Raw genomic sequence first — 23,563 nt, 5'->3', positions numbered from 1 at the left:
CTTCGGGTCATGCCGGAATTCCACAGGTCAGGCCACAAGTGGGCCAGTCCCCTCCGGTTCCCCCTTCGGTCACGATTGGATTTCGGCCAGCTCCGGCCCCTTGCCCGACGCCCGTGTAATCGATTCCAATCCTCGGTACACGAGGTCGTGTAATCGATTCCACGAGGAGGTGGAGCGGCGATGGCGAGCATCAAGGACGTGGCCGCCGAGGCGGGCGTTTCCGTCGCCACGGTGTCCCGGGTCCTGAACGACCATCCGTCGGTCAGCGACGACGCCCGTACCCGCGTACGGGCCGCCGTCCAGACGCTGGGCTACCGCCCGAACGCCGTCGCCCGCTCCCTGCGCACCGACCAGACCCGCACCCTCGGCCTGGTCATCAGCGACGTGATGAACCCCTACTTCACCGAACTGGCCCGGTCGGTCGAGGAGGCGGCCCGTGCCCTCGGCTACAGCGTCATCATCGGCAACGCCGACGAGCGGCCGGAGCTCCAGGACCACCACGTACGGACGCTGCTCGACCGGCGGATCGACGGGCTGCTCGTCTCCCCCACCGACGGCGGCTCGCCGCTGATGCTGGAGGCGGCGCGGGCAGGGACGCCCATGGTGTTCGTCGACCGGTGGATCCCGGGCGTCGACGTGCCGGTGGTACGGGCGGACGGGCAGGCCGCGATACGGGACCTCGTCGCGCACCTGCACCGGCTGGGGCACCGGCGGCTCGCGATCATCGGCGGACCGGCGGCCACCACCACCGGCAGCGAACGTGTGCGGGCCTTCCGCGAGGCCCTCGCCGAGCACGGCGTCCCCCTCCCCGACGCCTACATAGGCCAGGGCGACTTCCAGGCCGAGAGCGGGCGGCGGGTCACCGAGGGGTTCCTCGACCTGCCCGAGCCGCCCGAGGTCGTGTTCGCCACGGACAACCTGATGGCGCTGGGTGCGCTGGACGCGGTGCGGGCGCGGGGGCTGCGGGTGCCATGTGACATAGCACTGGCCGCCTTCGACGACATCCCCTGGTTCGTCCACACCGACCCGCCCGTCACCGCCATCGCCCAGCCGACCGGCGAGCTCGGCCGCGCCGCCGTACGCGCGCTGGTCGACCGTATCGAGGGCCGGCCCGCGCGGTCCGTCACCCTCCCCGCCCGGCTCGTCGTCCGCCGCTCGTGCGGCGAGGGCCACGACCCCCACCCCCCGCAGTCCCCCACCCCTGTGCAAAGGAGCACGTCGTGAGCAACCCGGACGAGTTGCTGCGCATCGAGGGCATACGCAAGTCCTTCCCCGGCGTGGTCGCGCTCGACGGCGTCGACTTCGATCTGCGCCGGGGCGAGGTGCACGTGCTCCTCGGTGAGAACGGCGCGGGCAAGAGCACCCTCATCAAGATGCTCTCCGGCGCCTACACCCCCGACGCCGGGCGGATCCTGGCCGCCGGCAAGGAGGTGCGCATCCATGGTGCGCAGGACTCCGAGCGGCTCGGGATCGCCACCATCTACCAGGAGTTCAACCTGGTACCCGACCTCACCGTGGCCGAGAACATCTTCCTCGGCCGGCAGCCGCGCCGCTTCGGGATGATCGACCGAAAGCGGATGGAGGCCGACGCCGAGGTCCTGCTGAAGCGGGTCGGCGTGACCGTGTCGCCCCGCGCGCGGGTCCGTGAACTCGGCATCGCCCGGCTCCAGATGGTCGAGATCGCCAAGGCGCTCAGCCTGGACGCGCGCGTGCTCGTGATGGACGAGCCGACCGCCGTGCTCACCTCGGACGAGGTGGAGAGGCTCTTCGCGATCGTGCGGCAGTTGCGCGCGGACGGGGTGGGGATCGTCTTCATCACGCATCACCTGGAGGAGATCGCCGCTCTCGGGGACCGGGTGACGGTGATCCGGGACGGGAAGAGCGTGGGGCAGGTGCCCGCCGCCACCCCGCAGGACGAGCTCGTACGGCTCATGGTCGGGCGGTCAATCGAGCAGCAGTACCCGCGCGAGCGAGCCGAGACCGGGGCCGCGCTGCTGTCCGTCCAGGGGCTGACCCGGGACGGGGTCTTCCACGACGTGAGCTTCGAGGTGCACGCCGGGGAGGTCGTGGGGATCGCCGGGCTTGTGGGTGCGGGCCGTACGGAGGTCGTACGGGCCGTCTTCGGAGCCGATCCGTACGACAAGGGGGCCGTGCAGGTCTCCGGTACGGTGCTGCGGCGGTACGACGTCACCGCGGCCATGGCGGCCGGGATCGGGCTCGTCCCGGAGGACCGCAAGGGGCAGGGGCTGGTGCTCGACGCCTCGGTCGAGGAGAACCTCGGCCTGGTGACCCTGCGCAGGGCGACCCGGGCCGGGATCGTCGACCTCAAGGGGCAGCACGCGGCCGCCGAGCGGATCGCCGGGCAGCTGGGCGTGCGGATGGCCGGGCTCGGGCAGCACGTGCGCACGCTCTCCGGCGGCAACCAGCAGAAGGTCGTCATCGGCAAGTGGCTGCTCGCCGACACCAAGGTGCTGATCCTCGACGAGCCGACGCGTGGCATCGACGTCGGCGCCAAGGTCGAGATCTACCAGCTGATCAACGAGCTCACGGCCGCCGGGGCCGCCGTACTGATGATCTCCAGCGATCTGCCGGAGGTCCTCGGGATGAGCGACCGGGTGCTGGTGATGGCCCAGGGCCGGATCGCGGGCGAACTGGCCGCGGACGAGGCCACCCAGGACGCCGTGATGGCACTCGCCGTCAGCACTCCCACCGCAACCGCCGCCCCCACCACAACCGACAAGGAGGCCGGACGTGGCCACTGACACGCTCAAGAACAGCAGCACGGGCGCCGCGGGCGTGCGCCGGCTGCTCCTCGACAACGGCGCGCTCACCGCGCTGATCGTTCTCGTCATCGCCATGTCGGCGCTGTCCGGGGACTTCCTCACCACCGACAACCTGCTCAACGTCGGCGTCCAGGCGGCCGTGACGGCGATCCTGGCCTTCGGCGCGACCTTCGTGATCGTCTCGGCCGGCATCGACCTGTCGGTCGGCTCGGTGGCGGCCCTGTCGGCCACCGTGCTGGCGTGGAGCGCCACTTCGCACGGGGTGCCGGTGTTCCTGGCCGTCGTGCTGGCCGTGGCCACGGGCATCGCGGCCGGTCTCGTCAACGGCTTCCTCATCGCGTACGGCAAGCTGCCGCCGTTCATCGCGACGCTCGCCATGCTGTCGGTGGGCCGCGGCCTGGCGCTGGTCATCTCCGGCGGCTCCCCCATCGCCTTCCCGGACTCGGTCTCCCACCTCGGGGACACGCTCGGCGGGTGGCTGCCGGTGCCGGTCCTCGTCATGGTCCTGATGGGGCTGATCGCTGCCTTCGTGCTCGGCCGGACCTACATCGGGCGTTCGATGTACGCGATCGGCGGCAACGAGGAGGCCGCCCGGCTGTCCGGGCTGCGGGTGAACAAGCAGAAGCTCGCCATCTACGCCTTGTCGGGGCTGTTCGCGGCCGTCGCCGGCATCGTGCTGGCCGCCCGGCTGTCCTCCGCGCAGCCGCAGGCCGCCAACGGCTACGAACTGGACGCCATCGCGGCGGTCGTGATCGGCGGCGCCTCGCTGGCCGGCGGCACCGGCAAGGCGTCCGGCACGCTGATCGGCGCGCTGATCCTCGCGGTGCTGCGCAACGGCCTCAACCTGCTCAACGTGTCCGCGTTCTGGCAGCAGGTCGTCATCGGTGTCGTCATCGCGCTGGCGGTCCTCCTGGACACCGTGCGCCGCAAGGCCGGCGCCACCCCGCTCGCGGCCGGCACCGGGGGCGGCAAGGGCAGGCAGGCCGGGACGTACGCGCTCGCGGCGGTCGTCACCGTGGCCCTGGTCGCCGCGACCTCCGTCCTGCACACCGGCTCCTCCTCGGGCAACCCGAAGATCGGCCTGTCCCTGTCCACCCTCAACAACCCCTTCTTCGTGCAGATCCGGGCCGGTGCCCAGGCCGAGGCGAGGAAGCAGGGCGTGGACCTGACCGTCACCGACGCCCAGAACGACGCCTCGCAGCAGGCCAACCAGCTGCAGAACTTCACCAGTTCGGGGCTCGGCGCGATCATCGTCAACCCGGTCGACTCGGACGCGGCGAGCAACTCCGTGAAGACCGCGGACAAGGCCGATATCCCGGTGATCGCCGTCGACCGCGGCGTCAACAACGCCACGACGGCGACGCTGGTCGCCTCCGACAACGTCGCCGGCGGCGAGCTGGCCGCGAAGACGATCGCCGAGAAGCTCGGCGGCCAGGGCAGGATCGTGATCCTTCAGGGCCAGGCCGGTACCTCCGCCGCCCGGGAGCGGGCGCAGGGCTTCGCCGCCGGCCTCAAGGCCTACCCCGGCATCCAGGTGGTCGCCCAGCAGCCCGCGGACTTCGACCGCACCAAGGGCCTCGACGTGATGTCGAACCTGCTCCAGGCCCACCCGGACGTGCAGGGCGTCATCGCCGCCAACGACGAGATGGCCCTCGGCGCGATCAAGGCGCTGGGTTCCAAGGCCGGTTCGTCGGTCTCGGTGGTCGGCTTCGACGGCACCCCGGACGGCCTGACCGCGGTCAGGAACGGCACGCTGTACGCGTCGGTGGCCCAGCAGCCCAGCCAGCTCGGGAAGATCGCCGTGGACAACGCCCTCAGGGCCGTCAAGGACCAGAAGATCCCGTCGGCGATCAAGGTGCCGGTGAAGGTGGTCACGAAGGACAACGTGGCCGGGTTCACGGGCTGAGCCATCGAGGAGGCGGCCGGGCGGTTGAATTGAGCCCCGGCCGCCTCGACCCGTTTCTCTAGGGAGTCATGTGATGTACGACTACGACCTCCTGGTCGTGGGCTCCGCCAACGCCGACCTGGTGATCGGCGTCGAGCGGCGGCCGGGCGCGGGTGAGACCGTGCTCGGCGGCGACCTCGCCACGCACCCCGGCGGCAAGGGCGCCAACCAGGCGGTCGCGGCCGCCCGGCTCGGTGCCCGGACCGCCCTGCTGGCCCGGGTCGGCGACGACGCGCACGGCAGGCTGCTGCTCGACTCGCAGCGGGCGGCCGGGGTGGACACGGTGGGTGTGCTGGTGGGCGGGGCGCCGACGGGGGTCGCCCTCATCACCGTGGACCCCTCCGGCGACAACAGCATCGTGGTGTCGCCGGGCGCGAACGGCCGTCTCGCACCGGCGGACGTCCGGGCCGCGGTCTGCCTCTTCCACGCCTCCCGGGTGGTCTCCACCCAGCTGGAGATCCCGCTGGAGACGGTCGTGGAGGTGGTACGGAACCTGGCCCCCGGCAGCCGTTTCGTGCTCAACCCCTCCCCGCCGCGGCCCCTCCCCGGTGAGGTTCTGGCGGCCTGCGACCCGCTGATCGTGAACGAGCACGAGGCGCGGGTGATCCTCGGCGAGGCGTGCGTGAGCGAGGAACCGGCCGACTGGGCGCGGCTCCTGCTGGCCAAGGGCCCGAAGTCGGTGGTCGTGACCCTGGGCGCGGAGGGGGCGCTGGTGGCCGACGGCCACGAGGTCGCCTCGGTGCCGTCCGTGAAGGTGGCCACGGTGGACACCACGGGCGCCGGGGACGCGTTCACGGCGGCCCTCGCGGTCCGGCTCGGCGGCGGCGCCACCCTGGCCGAGGCGGCGGCGTACGCGGCGCGGGTCGGGGCGGCGGCGGTGACGAAGCGGGGTGCGCAGGAGTCGTACCCGACGGCGGCGGAGGTGGACGCGCTGCGCTGTGCTGTCCCGGGGGACGCAGCATCCGACAGCGGCTCCGCCGCGGGCCGGACCCCCGGCCGGGGGTCGGACAGCGCGCCCGGGTCTGGTGGTCAAGGCGGGATGCTGTGAAGCGGGCGGGGATCCTCAACCGTCATCTCGCGGGTGCGCTGGCCGAGTTGGGGCACGGGCACAGGGTGCTGGTGTGCGACGCGGGGATGCCGGTGCCGAAGGGGCCGCGGGTCGTGGACCTGGCTTTCCGGGCCGGGGTGCCGTCCTTCGCCGAGGTGCTGGAGGGGCTGCTGGCGGAGCTGGTGGTGGAGGGCGCGACGGCGGCGACGGAGGTACGCGAGGCCAACCCGGCCGCCGCCAGGCTCCTGGACGGCCACTTTCCCGACCTCGCGCTGGTCCCGCACGAGCGGCTGAAGGAGTTGTCCGCGGACGCGCGTCTGGTCGTACGGACCGGGGAGGCCCGGCCGTACGCGAACGTGCTGCTGCGGTGCGGGGTGTTCTTCTAGGGCCGGTACGGCCGCTACGGCTCCGGGAACACCAGGGGCACGCCGTACCGCTTCCCGGCGGCGCGCAGGGCCGGGACGAGGCTGGTGCGCAGCGCGCGGACGGCGTCGGCGTGTTCGGGGGCCGCGAGGAAACGGGTGCGCAGCCTGGCGCGTGCGGGTTCGCGCACGGCCTCGACCGGGCGCATGCAGGCGGCGTACGCCTGGCCCAACTCGTGTTCCCGCGCCGGGAGTCCGCTCGCGTCGGCGGTCTGCATCAGCCGGTCGGCGAGGGCGAAGAAGGCGTTCTCGTCACGGGCCCGGATGCCGTACCGGGCCAGGCAGTCCGGCAGGGTGCGCAGCGCGCGGAGGGTCGCGGGGTCCCGGCGCAGTGCGGTGAGCGTGCCGAACCACTGCCCCTGGACCTCGGCGTAGCGGCCGCGCAGTGCCTTGGCGGCCGCCGTTCCCCGGGCGAGGCAGGCGCGTGTCTCGGCGGCGGTTCCGGTCCGGGCGGGGGCGGGGCTCGCCGACGGCGCGGGCACGGTGGCGCTCTCGCTGGTGCCGTGGCGGTCGATGAAGTCCAGGTCGGGGAGTTCGTAGTAGCGGATGAAGGCGATCGGCACCTGGGCGGGCAGGGTGAAGCCGCGGGCGCGGGCGCAGGAGACGGCCGCGGCCCGCTGCACCTGCTGCACGAACACCTCCAGCCCCTGGCTCCAGCGGGACTCCGCACCGGTCGTGGGCAGGACCATGCGCACGGGGTCGGCCGGCAGGGTGTCGCCGAGCCGGGCCGGGGTCACGGTGGCCGCGCGGGGGCCGGCGGCGGGCTGCGCGGCCTCGCCGGTCGTGCAGGCGGTGACGGCGGTGGCGAGCAGGGTGAGGGTGGCGGCGGCGAGCGCGGGGCGGGCCGAACGGAGCATCCGGATCATGGGGTCCTGCCTACGGGTGGAGGCGGGTGCCGCGGACCGCTCGGGCCCGCGGCACCCATGGAGCTCTTGAACCGGGTCAGTGCGTGATGTGGACGGTGTCGCCACCGTCGATCTTGCTCGCCACCGTGAACTTCGTGTTGTCGCTCACCACGGTGCACAGCGCGTAGGTGGAGTCGTTGACGCTGTGGCTGCCGTCGCTGGCCCAGACGTAACCCTTGTTGCAGGTCACCCAGGTACCGGTGGAGGTGTGGTAGAGGCGGCCGGCGTAGTCGTCGCCGATCGTGGAGGTGGAGTCGTCGGAGTAGGTCAGGTTGAGGTCGTTGCAACTGCTGGTCGCCGACTTCTTCGCCGTGTCGCCGACGCCTTCGTAGGCGCCGGTCTTCAGCGTGACGGTCACGCAGGCGTCCGGGGCTGCGGACGCGGCGGGCGCGAGCACCAGACAGCCTGCGGCGGAGACGAGCGCGAACACGCCGGCGGCGATGGCCTTCCTCATGGTTCCCCCTGGTGGTGATCGGGTGTGGGTGCCTCGGTCACCCGGAACGCTCGCAGAGCACGTGCCACGCGGACCACGTCTTTCGACGGAGCTCTAAAGTCCCTCGCCGGGCCGCGGAGTTCGCCGCTCCGTCGGCGCTCGGGACTTTCACGTGGCCCGTGGGGTGAGACCGGGCCGCGGCGCGCGCTGCGGAGTTGCCCTGAGCATCGCGGCGCCCAGGGGGGTGAGGGTGTGCAGCACGGTGTTGTGGTGGCGCTGGCTGACGACCAGGCCGGCGTCGCGCAGCACGGTGGTGTGGTGGGTGGCCGTGGGCACCGACACCCCGAGGAATCCGGCCAGTTCGGAGGTGGTCGCGCCGAGTGCGAGGGACCGCAGCGCGGCCGCCCGGGTGCGGCCCAGCAGTGCCGCGAGCGAGGCGTCGGACGGGCGCTCGGGGGTGGGCGCGCGGAGGCCGTGCACGGGGTAGACCAGCAGCGGCTGGAGGGTGTCGTCGGCCATCGACACCGGCGACTGCCAGCAGAAGTAGGAGGGGACCAGGCGCAGTCCGCGGCCCGCGAGGTGCAGGTCGCGGTCCTCGACGTAGTCGACGTGCAGGACCGGCGGCTGCCAGCGGATCGCGGGTGACAGGCCGGCGAGGAGTCCGTCGACCCCGGCCGCGAGGGCTTCCCGGCCGCGCAGGGCGCGCTCCGCGGCGACCGTGGCGAGAATGCGGCTCGCATGCGGCGCGATGACCGCTTCGTGGTAGGCGCGCAGGAGTCCGGCCAGCTCCTCCCTGGCCTCGCGTTCCAGCAGCCGGGGCGCCCAGTCGGGGGCGCCGCTGAACCGGTCAAGGAGCTGGATCTCGTGGGCGACCCGCTCGGGCGGGGTGTCGACGATCGCGGCGAGCCCGCGGTCCAGGCCGTCGGCGGCGTCGTGCGGGGTGAGGAAGTCGGGCAGGTAGCGGGCCCGGGGCAGCACGGGGATCAGGAGCCGGCGGACGGCCGCACCGAGCGGGGTGCCGCTGAGGGTGGTCCGGGTCTCGCGGTACCAGTCGGCGTACGCCCAGCGGCCCCGCGCGGTCTGTAACCGGTGCAGGCTGCAGGCGATCTCCCAGAGCGGGTCCGGTTCGCTCGCCATCCGGACGCGGGCCAGATCCTGAGTCGTGAAGTGAATACGCAGCACGAAAACCGCCCCCCGAGTCGAACATTCGTCCCGCTCAGGAGCAGCCTGGGGCACACGGCACTCAGGAACAACACAGGAACCGGCCGCGACGGCACCGCGCCCGCGCGGCGGACCGGGACATGCTTCGAGGGGGCCCGGTCCGTCGACCGAACCCCCTCGGCTTACCCCCTCCGCATCAGAACCCCCGTGATCCCCCCGGATCCCCCTCCGAAAGCCCTGACGCCCAGTGAGACCGGCGGGGTGGGGGGAGGGTTGTACGCCGGAACAAGATTTTTCCGGTCCGGTCCGGGCCGGGCCGTCCCGCGGCGTGGCAACCTCCGACGGGGGCCAGATGGTTACCCGTTCGTGCATCCCTACCGATCTGTGGCATCACCTCGCGAACGCCGACGCCGAAAGCCGCTCACGACGGTGGCCCTCACCCTGACCGCGGTCACCGTCCTGCTTTCCGGCTGCTCCTCCTCGACGAGTCCGCCGGTCGCGGGGGCGGGCGGCCCGGCCGGGGCGGCGGCCGGGGCGGCGGGCCCTTCCGGAGAGAGCGAGCCGGTCTACTCGTACCAGAAGGCCGTCCGGGAGACCGTCTGGGTCGACACCGGGCTCGACGAGGACGGCGACGGAAAGCACGACCGGGTGGCCGTCGACATCGTGCGCCCCGGTGAACCGGCCGCCAAGGGCCGCAAGATACCGGTCATCATGGAGGCGAGTCCCTATTACTCCTGCTGCGGTCGTGGCAACGAGAACCAGAAGAAGACCTACGACGCGGGCGGGCGGCCGGTCCGCTTCCCGCTCTTCTACGACAACTACTTCGTCCCGCGCGGCTATGCCTTCGTCGCGGTCGATCTCCCCGGCACCGGCCGCTCCGACGGCTGCACGGACGCCGGCGGGCCCATCGACATCCGGTCCGCGAAATCCGTCGTCGACTGGCTGAACGGGCGCGCCCCCGGCTACACCAGCCATACGGGCACCACCCGCGCACGGGCCACCTGGACCGACGGCGCCACCGGGATGATCGGCAAGAGCTGGGACGGCAGCATCGCCAACGGGGTCGCGGCCACCGGCGTCGAGGGGCTGAAGACGATCGTCCCGATCAGCTCCATCTCCTCCTGGTACGACGCCTACTTCTCCCAGGGAACCTGGCTGGTCGGCAGCGCGCCCACGCCCGGTGCGCTGATCCGCACGGTCGAGAGCGACGCCGCCGGCAAGCGCTGCGCCGCCGTGAACAAGCCGCTCGGCGAACCGGCCGCCGTCAAGTCCGGCGACTGGTCGCCGCTGTGGGCCGAGCGGGACTATGTGGCGGACGCGGACAAGGTCAGGGCGAGCGTGTTCGTCGTGCACGGTCAGCAGGACCTCACGGTCCGCACCAAGGAGTTCGGCCAGTGGTGGGACGCCCTCGCCGAGAACGGCGTCGAGCGCAAGATCTGGCTCTCCCAGACCGGGCACGTCGACCCCTTCGACTACCGGCGCGGCGCCTGGGTCGACACCCTGCACCGCTGGTTCGACCACGCACTCCTCGGCTACGGCAACGGTATCGACCGCGAGCCGATGGCCGACATCGAACGCACCCCCGACCACTGGACCACGGACGCCGTCTGGCCGCCGAAGGCGACGGCCGCCGTGGCCCTCGGCCCCGGCCAGGGCACGCAGCCGGGGGTGGGCACGCTCGGTACCCACGCCGGGAGCGGGACCGAGACCTTCACCGACGATCCGGAGAAGAGCGAGACCGACTGGGCCGCGCACCTCGACCAGCCGACCGGGGAGAAGGCCGGCTTCGTCACCGGATCGCTGGTGAAGCCCCTCCGCGTCTCCGGGGCCCCGAAGGTCACGGTCACCGCCACCTCGACGACCGCGACCGCGAACCTGTCGGCGGTCCTGGTCGACCTGGGGCCGGCCACCGTCCGCGACTACCACCCGGCCGGCCTGGGCATCTCCACGGTCTCCGGAAAGTCCTGCTGGGGTGAGAGCACGGCACAGGACAGCGCCTGCTACAAGAAGACGGCGGCCGACACCATGCACGTCACGAACACCGTCTTCAGCCGGGGCTGGGCCGCGCTGGGCACCGCCGCCGACGCGCACAGGGTCCAGCCGCTCACGCCCGGCAAGCCGTACACCCTCACGCTCACGCTGGCGAGCACCGACCACGTCGTCCCGGCCGGCCACCGGCTCGCCCTGATCGTCGCCGGGACCGACCGGGGCATCGCCTACCGTGCGGCCGACCGGCCGACGATCACCCTCGATCTGGCCCACACGTCCCTGCGGCTGCCGGTGGTCGGGCAACCCGGCTGGCCCTCCACCTAGTTCCCTGGGTATGGGATCCATGAACACGGCAGGGGCAAAACGGAGTGAACCAGGTGGAGGCGGCGGATACCGAGTGGAGTTTCGAGGAGTTCGTCGCCGCCCGCGGAGACCGTCTGTACCGGGCCGCGTGGCTGCTGACGGGAGATGCCCACGCGGCCGAGGACCTGTTGCAGACCGCGCTGGCCAAGGTGTGGCCGAAGTGGTCGCGGATCGCCGGCGACAACCCCGAGGCGTACGCACGCCGGGCGCTGGTCAACACCCATGCCTCGTGGTGGCGCCGGCGCTGGCGCGGCGAGACCCCCACGCCGGAACTGCCGGACGTCACCGCGGCCCGGGACGTCTTCGCCGAGGTCGACCTGGAGCAGTCGCTGGCCGGCGCGGTCCGGCGGCTGCCACCGAGGCAGCGGGCGGTCGTCGTCCTGCGCTACTTCGAGGATCTCAGCGTCGAGGAGACCGCGCAGGTGCTGGGCTGCCGCCCCGGCACGGTGAAGAGCCAGGCCGCCAAGGCGCTGCGGGTCCTGCGCGGGCACCTCGGTCCGGCACACGTACGGGAGGGCGGTGAGCAGCCGTGACACGTACGACCCAGGACGCGGAGGAATACGAGGAGGGGAACGGGGAGCGGCGCGCGGAGGAGGAACTGCTGCGTGTGGTGCTGGGCCGGATCACACCGCCGGGCCCGAATCCCCGGCGCATGCAGGAGATCCGGCGGCGGGTGGTGGCCCGGCGCCGGCGCCGGGTCGCGCTGACGGGCGCCGCCGCTGTCGCGTTGGCGGCGGCCGTCACGACGCGGGTCTGGGACTCGCCCCCCGCCGGGGACCGGACCGCGGCGACGCGCGAGGTGTCCTGGGCGCCGCCCGGCTTCACCGGACTCCCCCTGTCCGGCCGGTCCGCGGTCCCGCCCGCCGGGTGGCACACCGTGCTGCGTCCGGACGGAGAGCCGGGCACGGCTGTCGTCGCCGCGTTCAGCCCGAAAGCCTCGCCCGCACCGCTGACTCCCGTCGCCGAGGGCGGGGCGCTGGTGTTCTACGTCCAGACCGAGGCCGGAACTCCGCGTGCCGCCGTACGCCGGCTGGACCGGGTCGACGCCTGGTGCGAGCGGGCGGGCGGCTCACAGGAACTGATGCGCATCGCGTCCCCGGCCGGGGACGGGGCTGCGGCGCGCACCGGCTATGCGTGCCTCAACAACCCCACCGCGACCGTGATCCAGCAGACCACCGAAATCCTGGCCACCGCCACTGTCACGCGAAACGACACGCCACAACCGTGAGCGCGTCAATTAACGACAATCTAAGGGAGCCGCGAAGACAGGCCACCCATAGGATCCATAGGATTCGGCGAGCGCGTGAGCGCCCCGACGACACCTGCCCCACCCCGGATCGGACGGGGTGGGGCAGGATCTCAGGGGCGTCGGTCAGCGGACCGTGACGGACACGTTCTTGGAGACGGTGCTGCCGTCCTTGACGCGCAGGACCTCGACGCCCTTCTTGTCGAACTTGTCGGTGAGCTTGTAGGCCGCCTTGGAGACCTTCGCCGTCGCGGGCAGCGAGACCCACTTCTTGCCGTCCTTGACCTGGAGGGTCACCTTGCTGCCCTCCTTGATGCCGTCGACCTTGCCGGTGAAGGTGACGACATCGCCCAGCCTGACCTTGGCGGCGCTCGCCTTGAGGGTGATCGAGGGGGCCGGGGCCGGGGCGGCGACGGCGGCGGTGGCACCGGCGGCGACAAGCGCGGCGGAGGCCACGGCAACGGCGGCGATACGCATGTTCACAGAGAACTCCTTGGTTTTCAATTAGCTTTTCCAACCGCAATTCCAGGCCCTTTGCTCGCCCCTTGCGGCCGACTCGAATCCTATAGACACGACCTGGCCGGACCCGGTTCCGATCGATTGGAAAAAACCTGAACTGACAGGTGAAACACAGCAAATTGAAAAGGGCGGAAGACCGTGAACAGGGAACATAAAAAAGACCTGTGTGAAGAAGTCCTCACACAGGTTCGGTCAGTTCTCCAGCCGGACCGGCATCAGCAGCGAGAAGGCGTCCTCGCCCTCGGGCCGGCGGATCGCGATCGGCGCGGTGGGCGTGCCGAACTCCAGAATCAGCCGGTCACGGGCCCCGGCGGCCAGCGCGGCCAGCAGGAACTCGCGGTTGACGGCGACGAGGTTCGGGTCTTCGCCGGCATCGGCTCCGTCGGCATCGGCGCAGAGGGTCACCGCGCCGCCGTCCTCCACCCTGAGCACGCTGAGTTCGGGCGCCCCTGCCTCGCCGGAGCGGACCGGACCCGTCTCCAGAGCCTGCCGGAAGGCCGCCACCTCGACGACGGCACGGCGCCCGCCGGCCCGGGGCAGGAGCCGACGGTAGTCGGGGAAGTCGTGGTCGAGGCACCGGCCGGCCGCCTGCCGGTCCCCGGCCTCCAGTGTCACGCGGTCACCGTCGAGAGAGAGTCGCGCAGGTCCCTCGCCGTCCAGCAGCGCACGCATCGCGTCGGCGAGCGGAGTGGGCACGATGACCTGCACCCGGCCCCCGTCGTGCCCGGCGACACCGGCCCGCGCGACCGCCATCCGGTACCGGTCGGTGGCCACCGCGTGCAGGCTCTCGCCCTCGATGTCGAACAGCACCCCGCCGAGCATCGGCAGTTCGGGGTCGGTGCTCGCCGCGAAGCGAACCGTGTCCAGCACGGCTGCCAGCTCCGGCGCGTCGACGGACAGACTGACGGCGGCGATGCGGAACGAGGTCATGGCGTTCTCCCTGTGATCGAGTAGCGCTCGGAGCGCGGAGAACTCGCCGCGGGCATCGGACAGCCCCTGTTCGAGACGGCGCAGGTGCGCCGTGAGCAGCTGCCGGACCAGATCGGTGTCCGGGCCGGACCAGCCGGCCAGCACCAGCCGGATGTCCGCCAGCGGCATCCCGGCCCGGCGCAGGCAGGCCAGCACCCGGGCCTCTTCCAACTGCCCGGACTCGTACCACCGGTAACCGCTCACCGGATCCACCCAGGCAGGGACCAGCACACCGGCCCGGTCGTAGAACCGCAGGGCACTCACACCCAGCCCGCTGTCGCGGGCCGTCTCCCCGATGCTGCGCATGTCGTTCTCCACACCCGGCACTCTGGACCCTGCACAAGGTCGAGGGTCAACCACGTGGCAACCGCGCACCCCTGCTCTCGGCGACACGCTTGACGTCCCGCAGCGATTCGCTCAGCCGCCGGGCCAGGTAGCGGAGTTCGTCGCGAGTCAGCCGCTGCTCGGCGAGGAGTTCGGCCGCGTGGTCGAGCAGGTCGCCCGCCATGCCGAGGTGCACGCTCTCGATCTGGTCGGCGAGCCGGGAGACGTATCCCGTCCCGTCACCCACGAGATAACCGGGTTTGCCGTCCGCACCGGTCCACGGAAGCAGGCGCCCGCTCATACGTAGATCTCCACGTGGTCGAGATAGGGACGGACGAGCGGGCTGTCCTCGCCGCGCAGCGGGGCTTCGCGGCCGACATACGGGCACGAGTACGGGTACGCGACCGGTACGACCGGCTCACGGCGCCGCCGTCCGCGAGCGGGCAGGAAGAACCGGAGCAACGGCTCGACCAGCCGGGCCAGGAGATGCGTCATGCCGACCTGCTTTCTCACCTGCGATGACTTCGCTGTGTTGCGATTCCCTCACAGAGTGGGGTCGGGGTGGCTACGCTTCCAGAGGCGGGGACTTGACAGAGCCTTTGTCAGGAACGGGAGTTGGCCGCATGAGCGAGCGCCAGAAGCCTCGGACGCAACGGGAGAAGTACGGAGAGGAGCTGAGGCTGCGGCGCGTTGCGGCCGGTCTGACCCAGGAGGGACTGGGCGAGCTGGTCGTGTGCTCGCCCACGCTGATCAGTCACTTCGAGGCGGGAAGGCGGCTGCCGAAGCCGGATGACGCGCGCCGGATCGACCGGGCCCTCAAGACGGACGGGTTCTTCGAGCGTTGGCTGGAGGATCTGGAGTCCAAGTACACAGATCACTTCGCCGCGGTCGCCGAACTGGAGCAACAGGCCACGCTGATCAACCAGTTCGCGCTCTCGCTGGTTCCCGGCATACTCCAGACCGACGACTACGCGCGCGCCCTCTTCTGTGCCTACCGGCCCAACTACACCCGTGAGGAACTTGACGAGTTCGTTGTCATCCGAACAAAACGCCGCCGCATCCTCGACGGGCCGTCGCAACCTGTCGTCTGGACCTTGCTCGACGAGGCCGTCCTCCGTCGCTGTGTCGGCGGATCGCAGGCCATGGCGGAGCAACTGCACAAGATCGCGGACATGGCGGAGACAGGGCGGCTACGCCTGCACGTTCTGCCGTACGGCGTGGGGGCACACGCTCTCATGCAAAGCCTGCTCACCCTCATGACCTTTGAGGACTCCGCGCCGGTCGCCTACGTCGAGGGTTTCCTCACCGGCAACCTGATGGATGATCCGGCCCTGGTGAGCACCTGTCAGACCGCCTACGCTCTGGCCCTGAGCGACGCGTTGTCGCACAAGGAGTCATTGGCCCTTGTCAGGGCGGCAGCAGAGGAACACGTACATGGCCAGCAGTGAGCACACCGCCACCGGGTGGTACAAGTCCAGCTACAGCGGCGGTGACCAGGGCGAATGCCTCGAAGTAGCTCGCGGCCACGCCACCGTCCCCGTCCGCGACAGCAAGGCCGGTTCCACCGGCCCCGCGCTGGTCTTCTCGTCCGGCGGCTGGGCCGCGTTCGTCGGGGCCGTGCGGGACGGGCGTATCCGTAGCTGACGCCCCCGTGGCCTGCCCGTCATCACGAGACGCGGGCAGGCCAGCGGCCCGTCAGTCCGCCGCGTGTTCCAGGAACCGGCCGGCCGTCTCCGCCAGCACCTCGCGGCCGTCCCTCGCCCACAGCGCGTCGTTGAACAGCTCGACCTCGATGGGCCCGGTGTAACCGGCCGCCTCCACGTACCCCTTCCACTCCCGCATGTCGATCGCACCGTCGCCGATCTGGCCGCGGCCGTTGAGGACGCCCTCCGGCAACGGGGTGGTCCAGTCGGCGAGTTGGAAGGTGTGGATGCGGCCGCCCGCGCCGGCCCGGGCGATCTGCGCGGGCGCCCGGTCGTCCCACCAGATGTGGTACGTGTCGACCGTGACCCCGACCTGGTGGGCCGGGAAGCGTTCCGCGAGGTCCAGCGCCTGGGTGAGGGTGGAGACCACGCAGCGGTCGGAGGCGAACATCGGGTGGAGGGGCTCGATGGCCAGGCGGACGCCGTGCTGTTCGGCGTAGGGGCCGAGTTCGGCGAGGGCGTCGGCGATCCGCTCCCGGGCCCCGTGCAGGTCCTTGGAACCGGCCGGCAGGCCGCCGGAGACCAGGACCAGGGTGTCCGTGCCGAGGGCCGCGGCCTCGTCGACCGCCCGCCGGTTGTCGGCGAGCGCGGCGGCACGCTCGTCCGGGTCGATGGCCGTGAGGAAGCCGCCCCGGCACAGGGTGGTGACCGTCAGGCCGGCCTCGCGGACCAGCTTGGCGGTCGCCTCGACGCCGTACGCCTGGACCGGCTCGCGCCACAGGCCGACGCCCGGCACGCCCAGTTGCGTGCAGGCGTCGGCCAGTTCGGGCAGCGACAGCTGCTTGACGGTCATCTGGTTGATGGAGAAACGGGACAGATCGCCGGTCACTGGTCGACTCCGTACAGGGCGAGGAGGGTCTTCATACGGTCCTCGGCCAGCTTCGGGGCCGGGAACAGGCCCAGACCGTCGGCGAGTTCGTAGGCGCGCGCGAAGTGCGGCAGCGAGCGGGCCGACTGCAGGCCGCCGACCATGCTGAAGTGGCTCTGGTGGCCGGCCAGCCAGGCCAGGAACACCACGCCCGTCTTGTAGAAGCGGGTGGGCGTCTGGAAGAGGTGCCGGGACAGCTCCACGGTGGGGTCCAGGAGGCCGCGGAAGCCCGCCGTGTCCCCGGTGTCCAGGACCCGGACCGCCTCCGCTGCCAGCGGCCCCAGCGGGTCGAAGATGCCGAGCAGGGCGTGGCTGAAGCCCTGTTCGTCGCCCGCGATCAGCTCGGGGTAGTTGAAGTCGTCGCCGGTGTAGCAGCGGACGCCCTGCGGGAGGCGGCGGCGCAGGTCGACCTCGCGCTGCGCGTCGAGCAGGGAGACCTTGATGCCGTCGACCTTGTCGGGGTGGGCGGCGATGACCTCCAGGAAGGTGTCGGTGGCCGTGTCGAGGTCGGCCGAGCCCCAGTAGCCCGCCAGCGCCGGGTCGAACATCGGGCCCAGCCAGTGCAGGACCACCGGCTCGGCGGCCTGGCGCAGCAGGTGGCCGTAGACCTCGAGGTAGTCCTCGGGGCCGGCGGCCGTGGCGGCGAGCGCCCGGGAGGCCATCAGGATGGCCTGGGCGCCCGACTCCTCGACGAGCGCGAGCTGCTCCTCGTACGCGGCCCGGATCTCGGCGAGCGTGCCGCCGGTGATCTGGTCGGTGCCGACCCCGCAGGCGATCTTGCCGCCGACGGCACGGGCCTCGGCGGCGCTGCGCCGGATCAGCTCGGCCGCGCCCGCCCAGTCCAGGCCCATCCCGCGCTGGGCGGTGTCCATGGCCTCGGCGACGCCCAGGCCGTGCGACCACAGGTGGCGGCGGAAGGCGAGGGTGGCGTCCCAGTCGACGGCGGCGGGCGCGTCGGGGTTGGTGTCCGCGAACGGGTCGGCGACGACGTGCGCCGCCGAGAAGACCGTACGGGAGGTGAAGGGGGTGCCGGGAGTGAGGGGGAACGGGTCGGTGCGGGGCTCGTACGCCCGCAGCGACCCGTCCGCGGCCGGGAGGTGGATGGTCACAGCTCGATCTCCGGGACGTCGATGCGGCGGCCCTCGGCCGACGACTTCAGACCCAGCTCGGCGAGCTGCACGCCGCGGGCGCCGGCCAGCAGGTCCCAGTGGTAGGGCGCGTCGGCGTAGACGTGCTTGAGGAACAGCTCCCACTGGGCCTTGAAGCCGTTGTCGAACTCGGTGTTGTCGGGGATCTCCTGCCACTGCTCGCGGAAGGCGTAGGTGGCCGGGATGTCCGGGTTCCAGACCGGCTTGGGGGTCGCGCTGCGGTGCTGGACACGGCAGTTGCGCAGGCCGGCGACCGCTGAGCCTTCGGTGCCGTCCACCTGGAACTCGACCAGTTCGTCCCGGTTGACGCGGACCGCCCAGGAGGAGTTGATCTGGGCGACGGCGCCGCCGTCGAGCTCGAAGACGCCGTACGCGGCGTCGTCGGCCGTCGCGTCGTAGGGCTTGCCGTTCTCGTCCCAGCGCTGCGGGATGTGGGTGGCGGTGAGGGCCTGGACGGACTTCACGCGGCCGAACAGCTCGTGCAGCACGTACTCCCAGTGCGGGAACATGTCGACGACGATGCCGCCGCCGTCCTCCGCGCGGTAGTTCCAGGACGGGCGCTGCGCCTCCTGCCAGTCGCCCTCGAAGACCCAGTAGCCGAACTCGCCGCGGATCGACAGGATCCGGCCGAAGAAGCCGCCGTCGATGAGCCGCTTCAGCTTCAGCAGGCCGGGCAGGAAGATCTTGTCCTGGACGACACCGGACTTGACGCCCTTGGCGTGCGCCAGCCGGGCCAGCTCCAGGGCGCCCTCCAGGCCGGTGGCCGTCGGCTTCTCGGTGTAGATGTGCTTTCCGGCCGCGATGGCCAGCTGGAGGGCCTCCTCGCGGGCCGAGGTGACCTGGGAGTCGAAGTAGATGTCGATGGTGGGGTCGGCGAGCACGGCCGACAGGTCCGTCGAGATGTGCTCGTCGGACAGGCCGTGGCGGTCGGCGATCTCGCGGAGCGCGTACTCGCGGCGGCCGACCAGGACCGGTTCCGGCCACAGCACCGTGCCGTCGCCGAGGTCGAGTCCGCCCTGCTCGCGCAGGGCGAGGATCGAGCGGACGAGGTGCTGGCGGTAGCCCATGCGCCCGGTGACGCCGTTCATGGCGATACGCACCGTCTTGCGGTTCACGTGTTTCCCTTCGTCCGCGTGCGTCTCAGCAACGCAGCAAGCGCTTTCTATATGGTCAGAAGTTAGCCTTTGAACCCAGGTCTGTACAAGACCGTGATGGGGTCGAGTTGTTCGAGGGGGCGAACGACAGGAGTGAATGGCCTTATGGTCTGCACGGCAAGGGGGCTTCCTTTGAGCTGGCTGTTGATCAGTCTGGGTACGACGGCGCACCACGAGATGCGCGACCGGAGGACGACGAGATGACGGTGACCCTGGCGGACGTGGCGGCCCGCGCCCAGGTCTCGCCCGCGACGGTGTCGCGCGTACTGAACGGCAACTACCCGGTGGCGGCGACCACGCGGGAACGGGTGCTGCGGGCGGTGGACGAGCTGGACTACGTCCTCAACGGGCCGGCGAGCGCGCTCGCGGCGGCCACCTCCGACCTGGTCGGCATCCTCGTCAACGACATCGCCGACCCGTTCTTCGGGATCATGGCGAGCGCGATCCAGGCCGAGATCGGCGGTCCGGGCGGGCGCGCGGGCGGCGAGCGGCTGGCGGTGACCTGCAACACCGGGGGGTCGCCGGAGCGGGAACTGACCTACCTGACCCTGCTGCAGCGGCAGCGGGCGGCGGCGGTGATCCTGACCGGCGGTGCGATGGAGAACGCGCCGCACGCGGCGGCGGTGGCGGCGAAGCTGCGCAAGCTGGCGGACGCGGGGACCCGGGTGGTGCTGTGCGGGCGGCCGCCGGCGCCGGACACCGACGCGGTGGCGCTGACCTTCGACAACCGCGGCGGCGGCAAGGAGCTGACCGAGCATCTCATCGGGCTCGGCCACCGGCGGCTGGGCTACATCGCGGGACCCGAGGAGCGGACCACCACCCGGCACCGCCTGGAGGGCCACCGGGCCGCGCTGGCCGAGGCGGGCATCGAGGAGGACCCGCGCTGGACCGTGCACGGCCGCTACGACCGCCGGGCGGGGTACGAGGCGACGCTGGAACTGCTGCGCCGGGACCCGACGCTCACCGCGGTGGTGGCGGCGAACGACTCCGTCGCGCTCGGCGCGTGCGCGGCGCTGCGGGAGTCGGGGCTGCGGATCCCGGCGGACGTGTCGGTGGCCGGCTTCGACGACCTGCCGTTCAGCATCGACGCGGTGCCGTCGCTGACGACGGTGCGGCTGCCGCTGGCGGAGGCGGGGGCGCGGGCCGGCCGCATCGCCATGGGCCGCGAGGAGCCGCCGCCGGGCGGGATCGCGACGGTCCGGGGCGAGCTGATGGTCCGGGGCTCGTCGGGCGTACCCCGCAGCTGACCGCACGCCGGACACGAGGAACCCGACACCGGGGGGCGCGGCTCAGGTGCCCCCGACCATCCCTCGTGGCCCGGTCGTGTTTCGGCTGCGGGTGCGTGGGGGTTGCTCGCGCCCCTGAAGACAGGGGGTTGCAAAGCGCCCCTTCAGGGGCGCGGGGAACTGCGCGACAAGCCCCCACCGGCCCGCAGCCGACCGACGGCCGTCAGCGGTCGTCCGGCAGGGTGCGGCCCAGCAGCGGCAGCGGGGCCTCGCCCCGTTTGCGGTCGCGGTACCAGCGCTTGCCCGTGTCGTAGGCGCGGCGGGCCTGGCGTACCGGGGTCAGTTGCATGGCTAGGTGGGTCTGGTAGCGCCAGGGGGACTGGTGGCCGCCCTGGCGGACCGCCATCGCGTAGGCGAAGTCGACCGGGCCGCGGTCCAGGTAGTCGTCCAGCCGTTCGAACCACGCCATGCTGGTGCGTGCCGCCGCCTGGACGGCGTGCAGTTCCGCGCGGCGGCGCCTGTCGTACTCGCGCAGCGCGACCCGCGGGTCCGGGAAGCGCTTGAGGGCCTCGGACAGCACGACCGCGTCGATCATCGCCAGCCGGGTGCCGGAGCCCAGCGTGAAGTGGGTGGTGTGCGCGGCGTCGCCGGCCAGCACGACGGGGCGGCCGTCACCGCCGTCGACCCAGGTCCGGTTGCTGAGGTGCGTGAACCGCTGCCACTTCGCCGGTGCGCCGCGCGACCTGCTGATCAGGGAGTGGCCGTCGAGTGCCCGGTGGAAGATCTTCTCCAGCAGGGGTACGGCGTCCTCCTCGTCGAGCGTGGCGAGGCCGAGGCCCTGCCAGGTCTCCGGGGAGCATTCCACGATGCAGGTGCTGACGCCCTTGAAGGACGGGTAGGCGTGGAACCAGATCCAGCCCGCCCCGGTCTCCTCGAAGGCGAACACGAAACTGTCGAACTCCCGGTCCGTACCGAGCCAGATGAACGGGTTGCGGCCGGTCTCCAGGCGGGTGCCGAAGTGCTCGGCGCGACTGGCCCGGATCCGGCTGTTCGCGCCGTCGGCGGCCAGCACCAGGTCGGCGTCGGGCAGGTCGGCGGGGTCGGCGAGGCGTTCCCCGTGCCGTACGTCCACACCGAGGGACCTCGCACGCCGGGTCAGGATGCCGAGGAGGGCCGCGCGGCCCATGCTGTAGCCGTAGCCGCCGAAGTGCGCGGTGCCGTCGTACCGGTTGCCGTGCACCCGGATGTCCTGCTGCTGCCAGAGCACCGAGCCGGCACTGACCGCCCGTGCGCTCTCGGGGTCGTTGCGGTACAGGATGTCCAGCAGGTTGTTCCAGTAGACGACGCCCCAGCCGTAGGTGGCCTCGGGCGGGTCCGCCTCCACGACGATGATCTCGTGGCCGGCGTCCCGCAGTTTCGCCGAGATCGAGAAGTACAGCCCGGCCGGGCCTCCGCCCACGCAGACGATCCTCATCCGGTCACCGCCTCCACAGCCGCGGACCCCGCGGGCCCGGGGCCCGCGGGGATCGGGATGCACGGGTCCGGGTGCCCCAGGGGTCGGGCACCCGGACCCATCCTTTGCTGTCAGTTCTGTCAGGGCGCGTCGAACGCTGTGACCTGGCTAGTCGCCCCAGCCACCTCCGCCCCAGCCACCGCCGCCGCCGCCCCAGCCGCCGTAGTCGTCTCCCCAGCCGCCCCAGCCGCCGCGGTCGCCGCCATAGCCGCCATAGCCGCCGTGGCCGCCGTAGCCGCCACCGCCGTAGCCGCCGTGACCGCCGCCGCCGTAGCCGCCGCCGCCGTAGCCGCCGCCGCCGTGACCGCCGCCGCCATAGCCGCCACCACCGTGGCCGCCGCCGCCTCCGCCGTGGCCGCCGCCTCCGCCGTGACCGCCGCCGCCACCGCCGTTGTCCTGGTAGGAGACAACGTGGCCCGGCGCCGCGTGGGTGGCAGCGCTGGCGACTCCGGCCCCGGCGGCGAGCGCCAGGATGGGTGCCGAAATCGCAGCGATGGCAACCCTCTTCATACGTGTGGTGTGCGCGCGCATGGTTCGCCCCTCTCCGAGGGTGTGGATGTCTTACGACGGCCGCCGCATCGGAAGGGCCGACCGCCCTGCGTGCGCTCCAGAGCCTGCGCGCAGCCCTGAGCGCGTCCGCCACCCGCGATGCCGGTTTCTCCGTACCCGTCCGGGCTCTTCGGCGGACCACGTCACGTCCTGGTTGAAACGGACATAAGTGACGTTCGTGTATAAACCTACGGCGCGGGCGCGACGAAGTCAAAAGCAGGACCACGCCCAGGCAAAAAGAACAAGTAAAGCCTGCGGGGCCGCCGTTCGGGCCGACACCTTCCGGCCGGGCGGGGCGGCGGGATAGCCTCGGGTCACGGTATCTCTGACTGAGTCAACCATCGGAGTCCAGCCATGACCGTCCAGGACGTCCGCGCCTTCAACCGCTTCTACACCAACCTCATCGGCGCCCTCGACTACGGCCGCCACCTCTACGCCCCGTACACCCTCACCGAGGCCCGCGTGCTGTACGAGCTCGCGCACGACACCGACACCGACGCGGCCGACCTGCGGTCCGATCTCGCGCTGGACGCCGGGTACTTGAGCCGGATCCTCAACAAATTCGAGGAGGCCGGACTGATCGAGCGCGCCCCCTCGGCGAAGGACCCGCGGCGCCGGCGGGTGTCCCTCACCCCGGGCGGGCGGGCCGCCGCCGAGCTGCTGGACGAGCGGGCCCGGGACTCGGTCGGCTCGCTGCTGGGCACCGTCGGCCCCGGCGAGCGGCCGCGTCTCGCCGAGGCCATGCGCACCATCCGCACCATCCTCGGCGACGGGCACCCCCCGGCCGGCCCCGGCGAGGTCGTGCTGCGCGAGCCGCACCCCGGCGACCTGGGCTGGATCGTGCAGCGCAACGCCGCCCTGTACGCCGCCGAGTACGGCTGGAACGCCGACTACGAGGGCCTCGTCGCCCGGATCGTCGCCGACTACGCCGAGGACCACGACCCGCACCTGGAGCGGACCTGGATCGCCGAGTGGGCCGGGCGGCCGGTGGGCTGCGTGATGTGCGTACGGGACGACGCCCCCGGCACCGCACGGCTGCGGCTGCTGCTCGTCGAACCGGAGGCGCGCGGGCTGGGCGTCGGGGACCGGCTGGTCACCGCCGTGACCGACTTCGCCCGCGGGGTCGGCTACCGGGAGCTGGTCCTGTGGACCAACGACATCCTGGCCGCCGCCCGCCGCATCTACCAGCGGCACGGCTTCGTCCTCACCGCCGAGAAACCGCACCGCTCCTTCGGCAAGGACCTGGTCGGCCAGGACTGGCGGCTGGACCTGCACGGCACCGGCGAGTGAGAAGT

At 72.0% G+C, this 23,563-nt stretch carries 24 protein-coding genes; 12 read left to right on the top strand and 12 right to left on the bottom strand.

What is annotated here, in order from left to right; all coding sequences use genetic code 11:
* The first annotated feature begins 180 nt into the window (after positions 1-180).
* The 5 genes from ACWGKQ_RS29360 (at position 181) to rbsD (ending at position 6,162) form a co-directional block, all read left to right on the top strand.
* On the top strand, positions 181-1,224 hold the full coding sequence (locus tag ACWGKQ_RS29360) for a LacI family DNA-binding transcriptional regulator (RefSeq protein WP_453294995.1): 1,044 nt from the start codon (positions 181-183) through the stop codon (positions 1,222-1,224).
* Positions 1,221-2,762 (top strand): sugar ABC transporter ATP-binding protein, encoded by a 1,542-nt coding sequence (locus ACWGKQ_RS29355; protein WP_453294994.1) that lies wholly within the window; start codon positions 1,221-1,223, stop codon positions 2,760-2,762. Before ACWGKQ_RS29360 ends, ACWGKQ_RS29355 begins: the two co-directional genes overlap by 4 nt.
* Positions 2,752-4,689, top strand: coding sequence for an ABC transporter permease/substrate-binding protein (locus ACWGKQ_RS29350; RefSeq protein WP_453294993.1), 1,938 nt, complete (start codon positions 2,752-2,754; stop codon positions 4,687-4,689). The genes ACWGKQ_RS29355 and ACWGKQ_RS29350 overlap by 11 nt, the downstream gene beginning before the upstream one ends.
* Positions 4,690-4,762: 73 nt before the next feature.
* Positions 4,763-5,776, top strand: coding sequence for a ribokinase (locus tag ACWGKQ_RS29345; protein WP_453294992.1), 1,014 nt, complete (start codon positions 4,763-4,765; stop codon positions 5,774-5,776).
* A complete protein-coding gene (gene rbsD / locus ACWGKQ_RS29340) occupies positions 5,773-6,162 on the top strand; it encodes a D-ribose pyranase (RefSeq protein WP_453294991.1) in 390 nt (129 codons plus the stop codon). Before ACWGKQ_RS29345 ends, rbsD begins: the two co-directional genes overlap by 4 nt.
* A gap of 14 nt (positions 6,163-6,176) precedes the next feature.
* Here the strand turns inward: rbsD and ACWGKQ_RS29335 are convergent, their stop codons facing one another.
* The 3 genes from ACWGKQ_RS29335 to ACWGKQ_RS29325 all read right to left on the bottom strand — a co-directional run bounded on the left by ACWGKQ_RS29335 (position 6,177) and on the right by ACWGKQ_RS29325 (position 8,718).
* Positions 6,177-7,064: a hypothetical protein gene (locus ACWGKQ_RS29335; protein ID WP_453294990.1), complete on the bottom strand. Its 888-nt coding sequence runs from the start codon at positions 7,062-7,064 to the stop codon at positions 6,177-6,179.
* A gap of 76 nt (positions 7,065-7,140) precedes the next feature.
* The gene (locus ACWGKQ_RS29330) at positions 7,141-7,557 is read right to left on the bottom strand and encodes a hypothetical protein (RefSeq protein WP_453294989.1); all 417 of its coding nucleotides are present in this window, start codon (positions 7,555-7,557) and stop codon (positions 7,141-7,143) included.
* A 147-nt stretch (positions 7,558-7,704) separates the two neighbouring features.
* A complete protein-coding gene (locus tag ACWGKQ_RS29325) occupies positions 7,705-8,718 on the bottom strand; it encodes an ArsR family transcriptional regulator (protein ID WP_453294988.1) in 1,014 nt (337 codons plus the stop codon).
* Positions 8,719-9,126: 408 nt separating this feature from the next.
* Here ACWGKQ_RS29325 and ACWGKQ_RS29320 point away from each other — a divergent pair, with 408 nt between their 5' ends.
* From ACWGKQ_RS29320 to ACWGKQ_RS29310, 3 genes are read left to right on the top strand one after another with little or no spacing between them, the layout of a single operon-like run.
* Positions 9,127-11,010, top strand: coding sequence for a Xaa-Pro dipeptidyl-peptidase (locus tag ACWGKQ_RS29320; protein WP_453294987.1), 1,884 nt, complete (start codon positions 9,127-9,129; stop codon positions 11,008-11,010).
* Between the two features lie 44 nt (positions 11,011-11,054).
* On the top strand, positions 11,055-11,582 hold the full coding sequence (locus ACWGKQ_RS29315) for a SigE family RNA polymerase sigma factor (RefSeq protein ID WP_453294986.1): 528 nt from the start codon (positions 11,055-11,057) through the stop codon (positions 11,580-11,582).
* On the top strand, positions 11,579-12,277 hold the full coding sequence (locus tag ACWGKQ_RS29310; protein ID WP_453294985.1) for a hypothetical protein: 699 nt from the start codon (positions 11,579-11,581) through the stop codon (positions 12,275-12,277). Before ACWGKQ_RS29315 ends, ACWGKQ_RS29310 begins: the two co-directional genes overlap by 4 nt.
* A gap of 144 nt (positions 12,278-12,421) precedes the next feature.
* On the opposite strand, the gene ACWGKQ_RS29305 is transcribed toward ACWGKQ_RS29310, so the two are convergent.
* The 4 genes from ACWGKQ_RS29305 to ACWGKQ_RS29290 form a co-directional block, all read right to left on the bottom strand.
* Positions 12,422-12,772 (bottom strand): hypothetical protein, encoded by a 351-nt coding sequence (locus tag ACWGKQ_RS29305; RefSeq protein WP_453295021.1) that lies wholly within the window; start codon positions 12,770-12,772, stop codon positions 12,422-12,424.
* Between the two features lie 234 nt (positions 12,773-13,006).
* Positions 13,007-14,089: a DNA polymerase III subunit beta family protein gene (locus ACWGKQ_RS29300; protein ID WP_453294984.1), complete on the bottom strand. Its 1,083-nt coding sequence runs from the start codon at positions 14,087-14,089 to the stop codon at positions 13,007-13,009.
* Positions 14,090-14,135: 46 nt separating this feature from the next.
* On the bottom strand, positions 14,136-14,408 hold the full coding sequence (locus ACWGKQ_RS29295) for a hypothetical protein (RefSeq protein ID WP_453294983.1): 273 nt from the start codon (positions 14,406-14,408) through the stop codon (positions 14,136-14,138).
* Complete coding sequence (locus ACWGKQ_RS29290; RefSeq protein ID WP_453294982.1) at positions 14,405-14,602, bottom strand: hypothetical protein; 198 nt, start codon at positions 14,600-14,602, stop codon at positions 14,405-14,407. The genes ACWGKQ_RS29295 and ACWGKQ_RS29290 overlap by 4 nt, the downstream gene beginning before the upstream one ends.
* Positions 14,603-14,730: 128 nt before the next feature.
* Between ACWGKQ_RS29290 and ACWGKQ_RS29285 the strand changes: the two genes are divergently transcribed.
* Both ACWGKQ_RS29285 and ACWGKQ_RS29280 read left to right on the top strand, forming a co-directional pair.
* On the top strand, positions 14,731-15,555 hold the full coding sequence (locus ACWGKQ_RS29285; protein WP_453294981.1) for a helix-turn-helix domain-containing protein: 825 nt from the start codon (positions 14,731-14,733) through the stop codon (positions 15,553-15,555).
* Positions 15,542-15,751: a DUF397 domain-containing protein gene (locus ACWGKQ_RS29280; RefSeq protein ID WP_453294980.1), complete on the top strand. Its 210-nt coding sequence runs from the start codon at positions 15,542-15,544 to the stop codon at positions 15,749-15,751. Before ACWGKQ_RS29285 ends, ACWGKQ_RS29280 begins: the two co-directional genes overlap by 14 nt.
* Positions 15,752-15,802: 51 nt before the next feature.
* Here the strand turns inward: ACWGKQ_RS29280 and ACWGKQ_RS29275 are convergent, their stop codons facing one another.
* From ACWGKQ_RS29275 to ACWGKQ_RS29265, 3 genes are read right to left on the bottom strand one after another with little or no spacing between them, the layout of a single operon-like run.
* Positions 15,803-16,603: a sugar phosphate isomerase/epimerase family protein gene (locus ACWGKQ_RS29275; RefSeq protein ID WP_453295020.1), complete on the bottom strand. Its 801-nt coding sequence runs from the start codon at positions 16,601-16,603 to the stop codon at positions 15,803-15,805.
* 32 nt (positions 16,604-16,635) lie between these two features.
* Positions 16,636-17,787 carry a dihydrodipicolinate synthase family protein gene (locus tag ACWGKQ_RS29270; protein ID WP_453294979.1) on the bottom strand — a complete coding sequence of 384 codons (1,152 nt, stop codon included), beginning with the start codon at positions 17,785-17,787 and terminating at the stop codon, positions 16,636-16,638.
* Positions 17,784-18,941, bottom strand: coding sequence for a Gfo/Idh/MocA family protein (locus ACWGKQ_RS29265; protein ID WP_453294978.1), 1,158 nt, complete (start codon positions 18,939-18,941; stop codon positions 17,784-17,786). Before ACWGKQ_RS29265 ends, ACWGKQ_RS29270 begins: the two co-directional genes overlap by 4 nt.
* A gap of 239 nt (positions 18,942-19,180) precedes the next feature.
* Here ACWGKQ_RS29265 and ACWGKQ_RS29260 point away from each other — a divergent pair, with 239 nt between their 5' ends.
* Entirely contained in the window at positions 19,181-20,227 is a 1,047-nt protein-coding gene (locus ACWGKQ_RS29260) for a LacI family DNA-binding transcriptional regulator (protein WP_453294977.1), read from the top strand.
* Between the two features lie 202 nt (positions 20,228-20,429).
* Here the strand turns inward: ACWGKQ_RS29260 and ACWGKQ_RS29255 are convergent, their stop codons facing one another.
* Positions 20,430-21,680, bottom strand: a complete 1,251-nt coding sequence (locus ACWGKQ_RS29255; RefSeq protein WP_453294976.1) for an FAD-dependent monooxygenase — start codon at positions 21,678-21,680, stop codon at positions 20,430-20,432.
* Positions 21,681-21,827: 147 nt separating this feature from the next.
* The gene (locus ACWGKQ_RS29250) at positions 21,828-22,229 is read right to left on the bottom strand and encodes a hypothetical protein (protein WP_453294975.1); all 402 of its coding nucleotides are present in this window, start codon (positions 22,227-22,229) and stop codon (positions 21,828-21,830) included.
* A 393-nt stretch (positions 22,230-22,622) separates the two neighbouring features.
* Here ACWGKQ_RS29250 and ACWGKQ_RS29245 point away from each other — a divergent pair, with 393 nt between their 5' ends.
* Positions 22,623-23,558: a bifunctional helix-turn-helix transcriptional regulator/GNAT family N-acetyltransferase gene (locus ACWGKQ_RS29245; protein WP_453294974.1), complete on the top strand. Its 936-nt coding sequence runs from the start codon at positions 22,623-22,625 to the stop codon at positions 23,556-23,558.
* Positions 23,559-23,563 lie beyond the last annotated feature (5 nt).

It is taken from the genome of Streptomyces sp. NPDC054770, from assembly GCF_053611985.1.
Note: the sequence above shows the minus strand (reverse complement) of the source record. Positions and strands in the feature narration are given on the sequence as shown.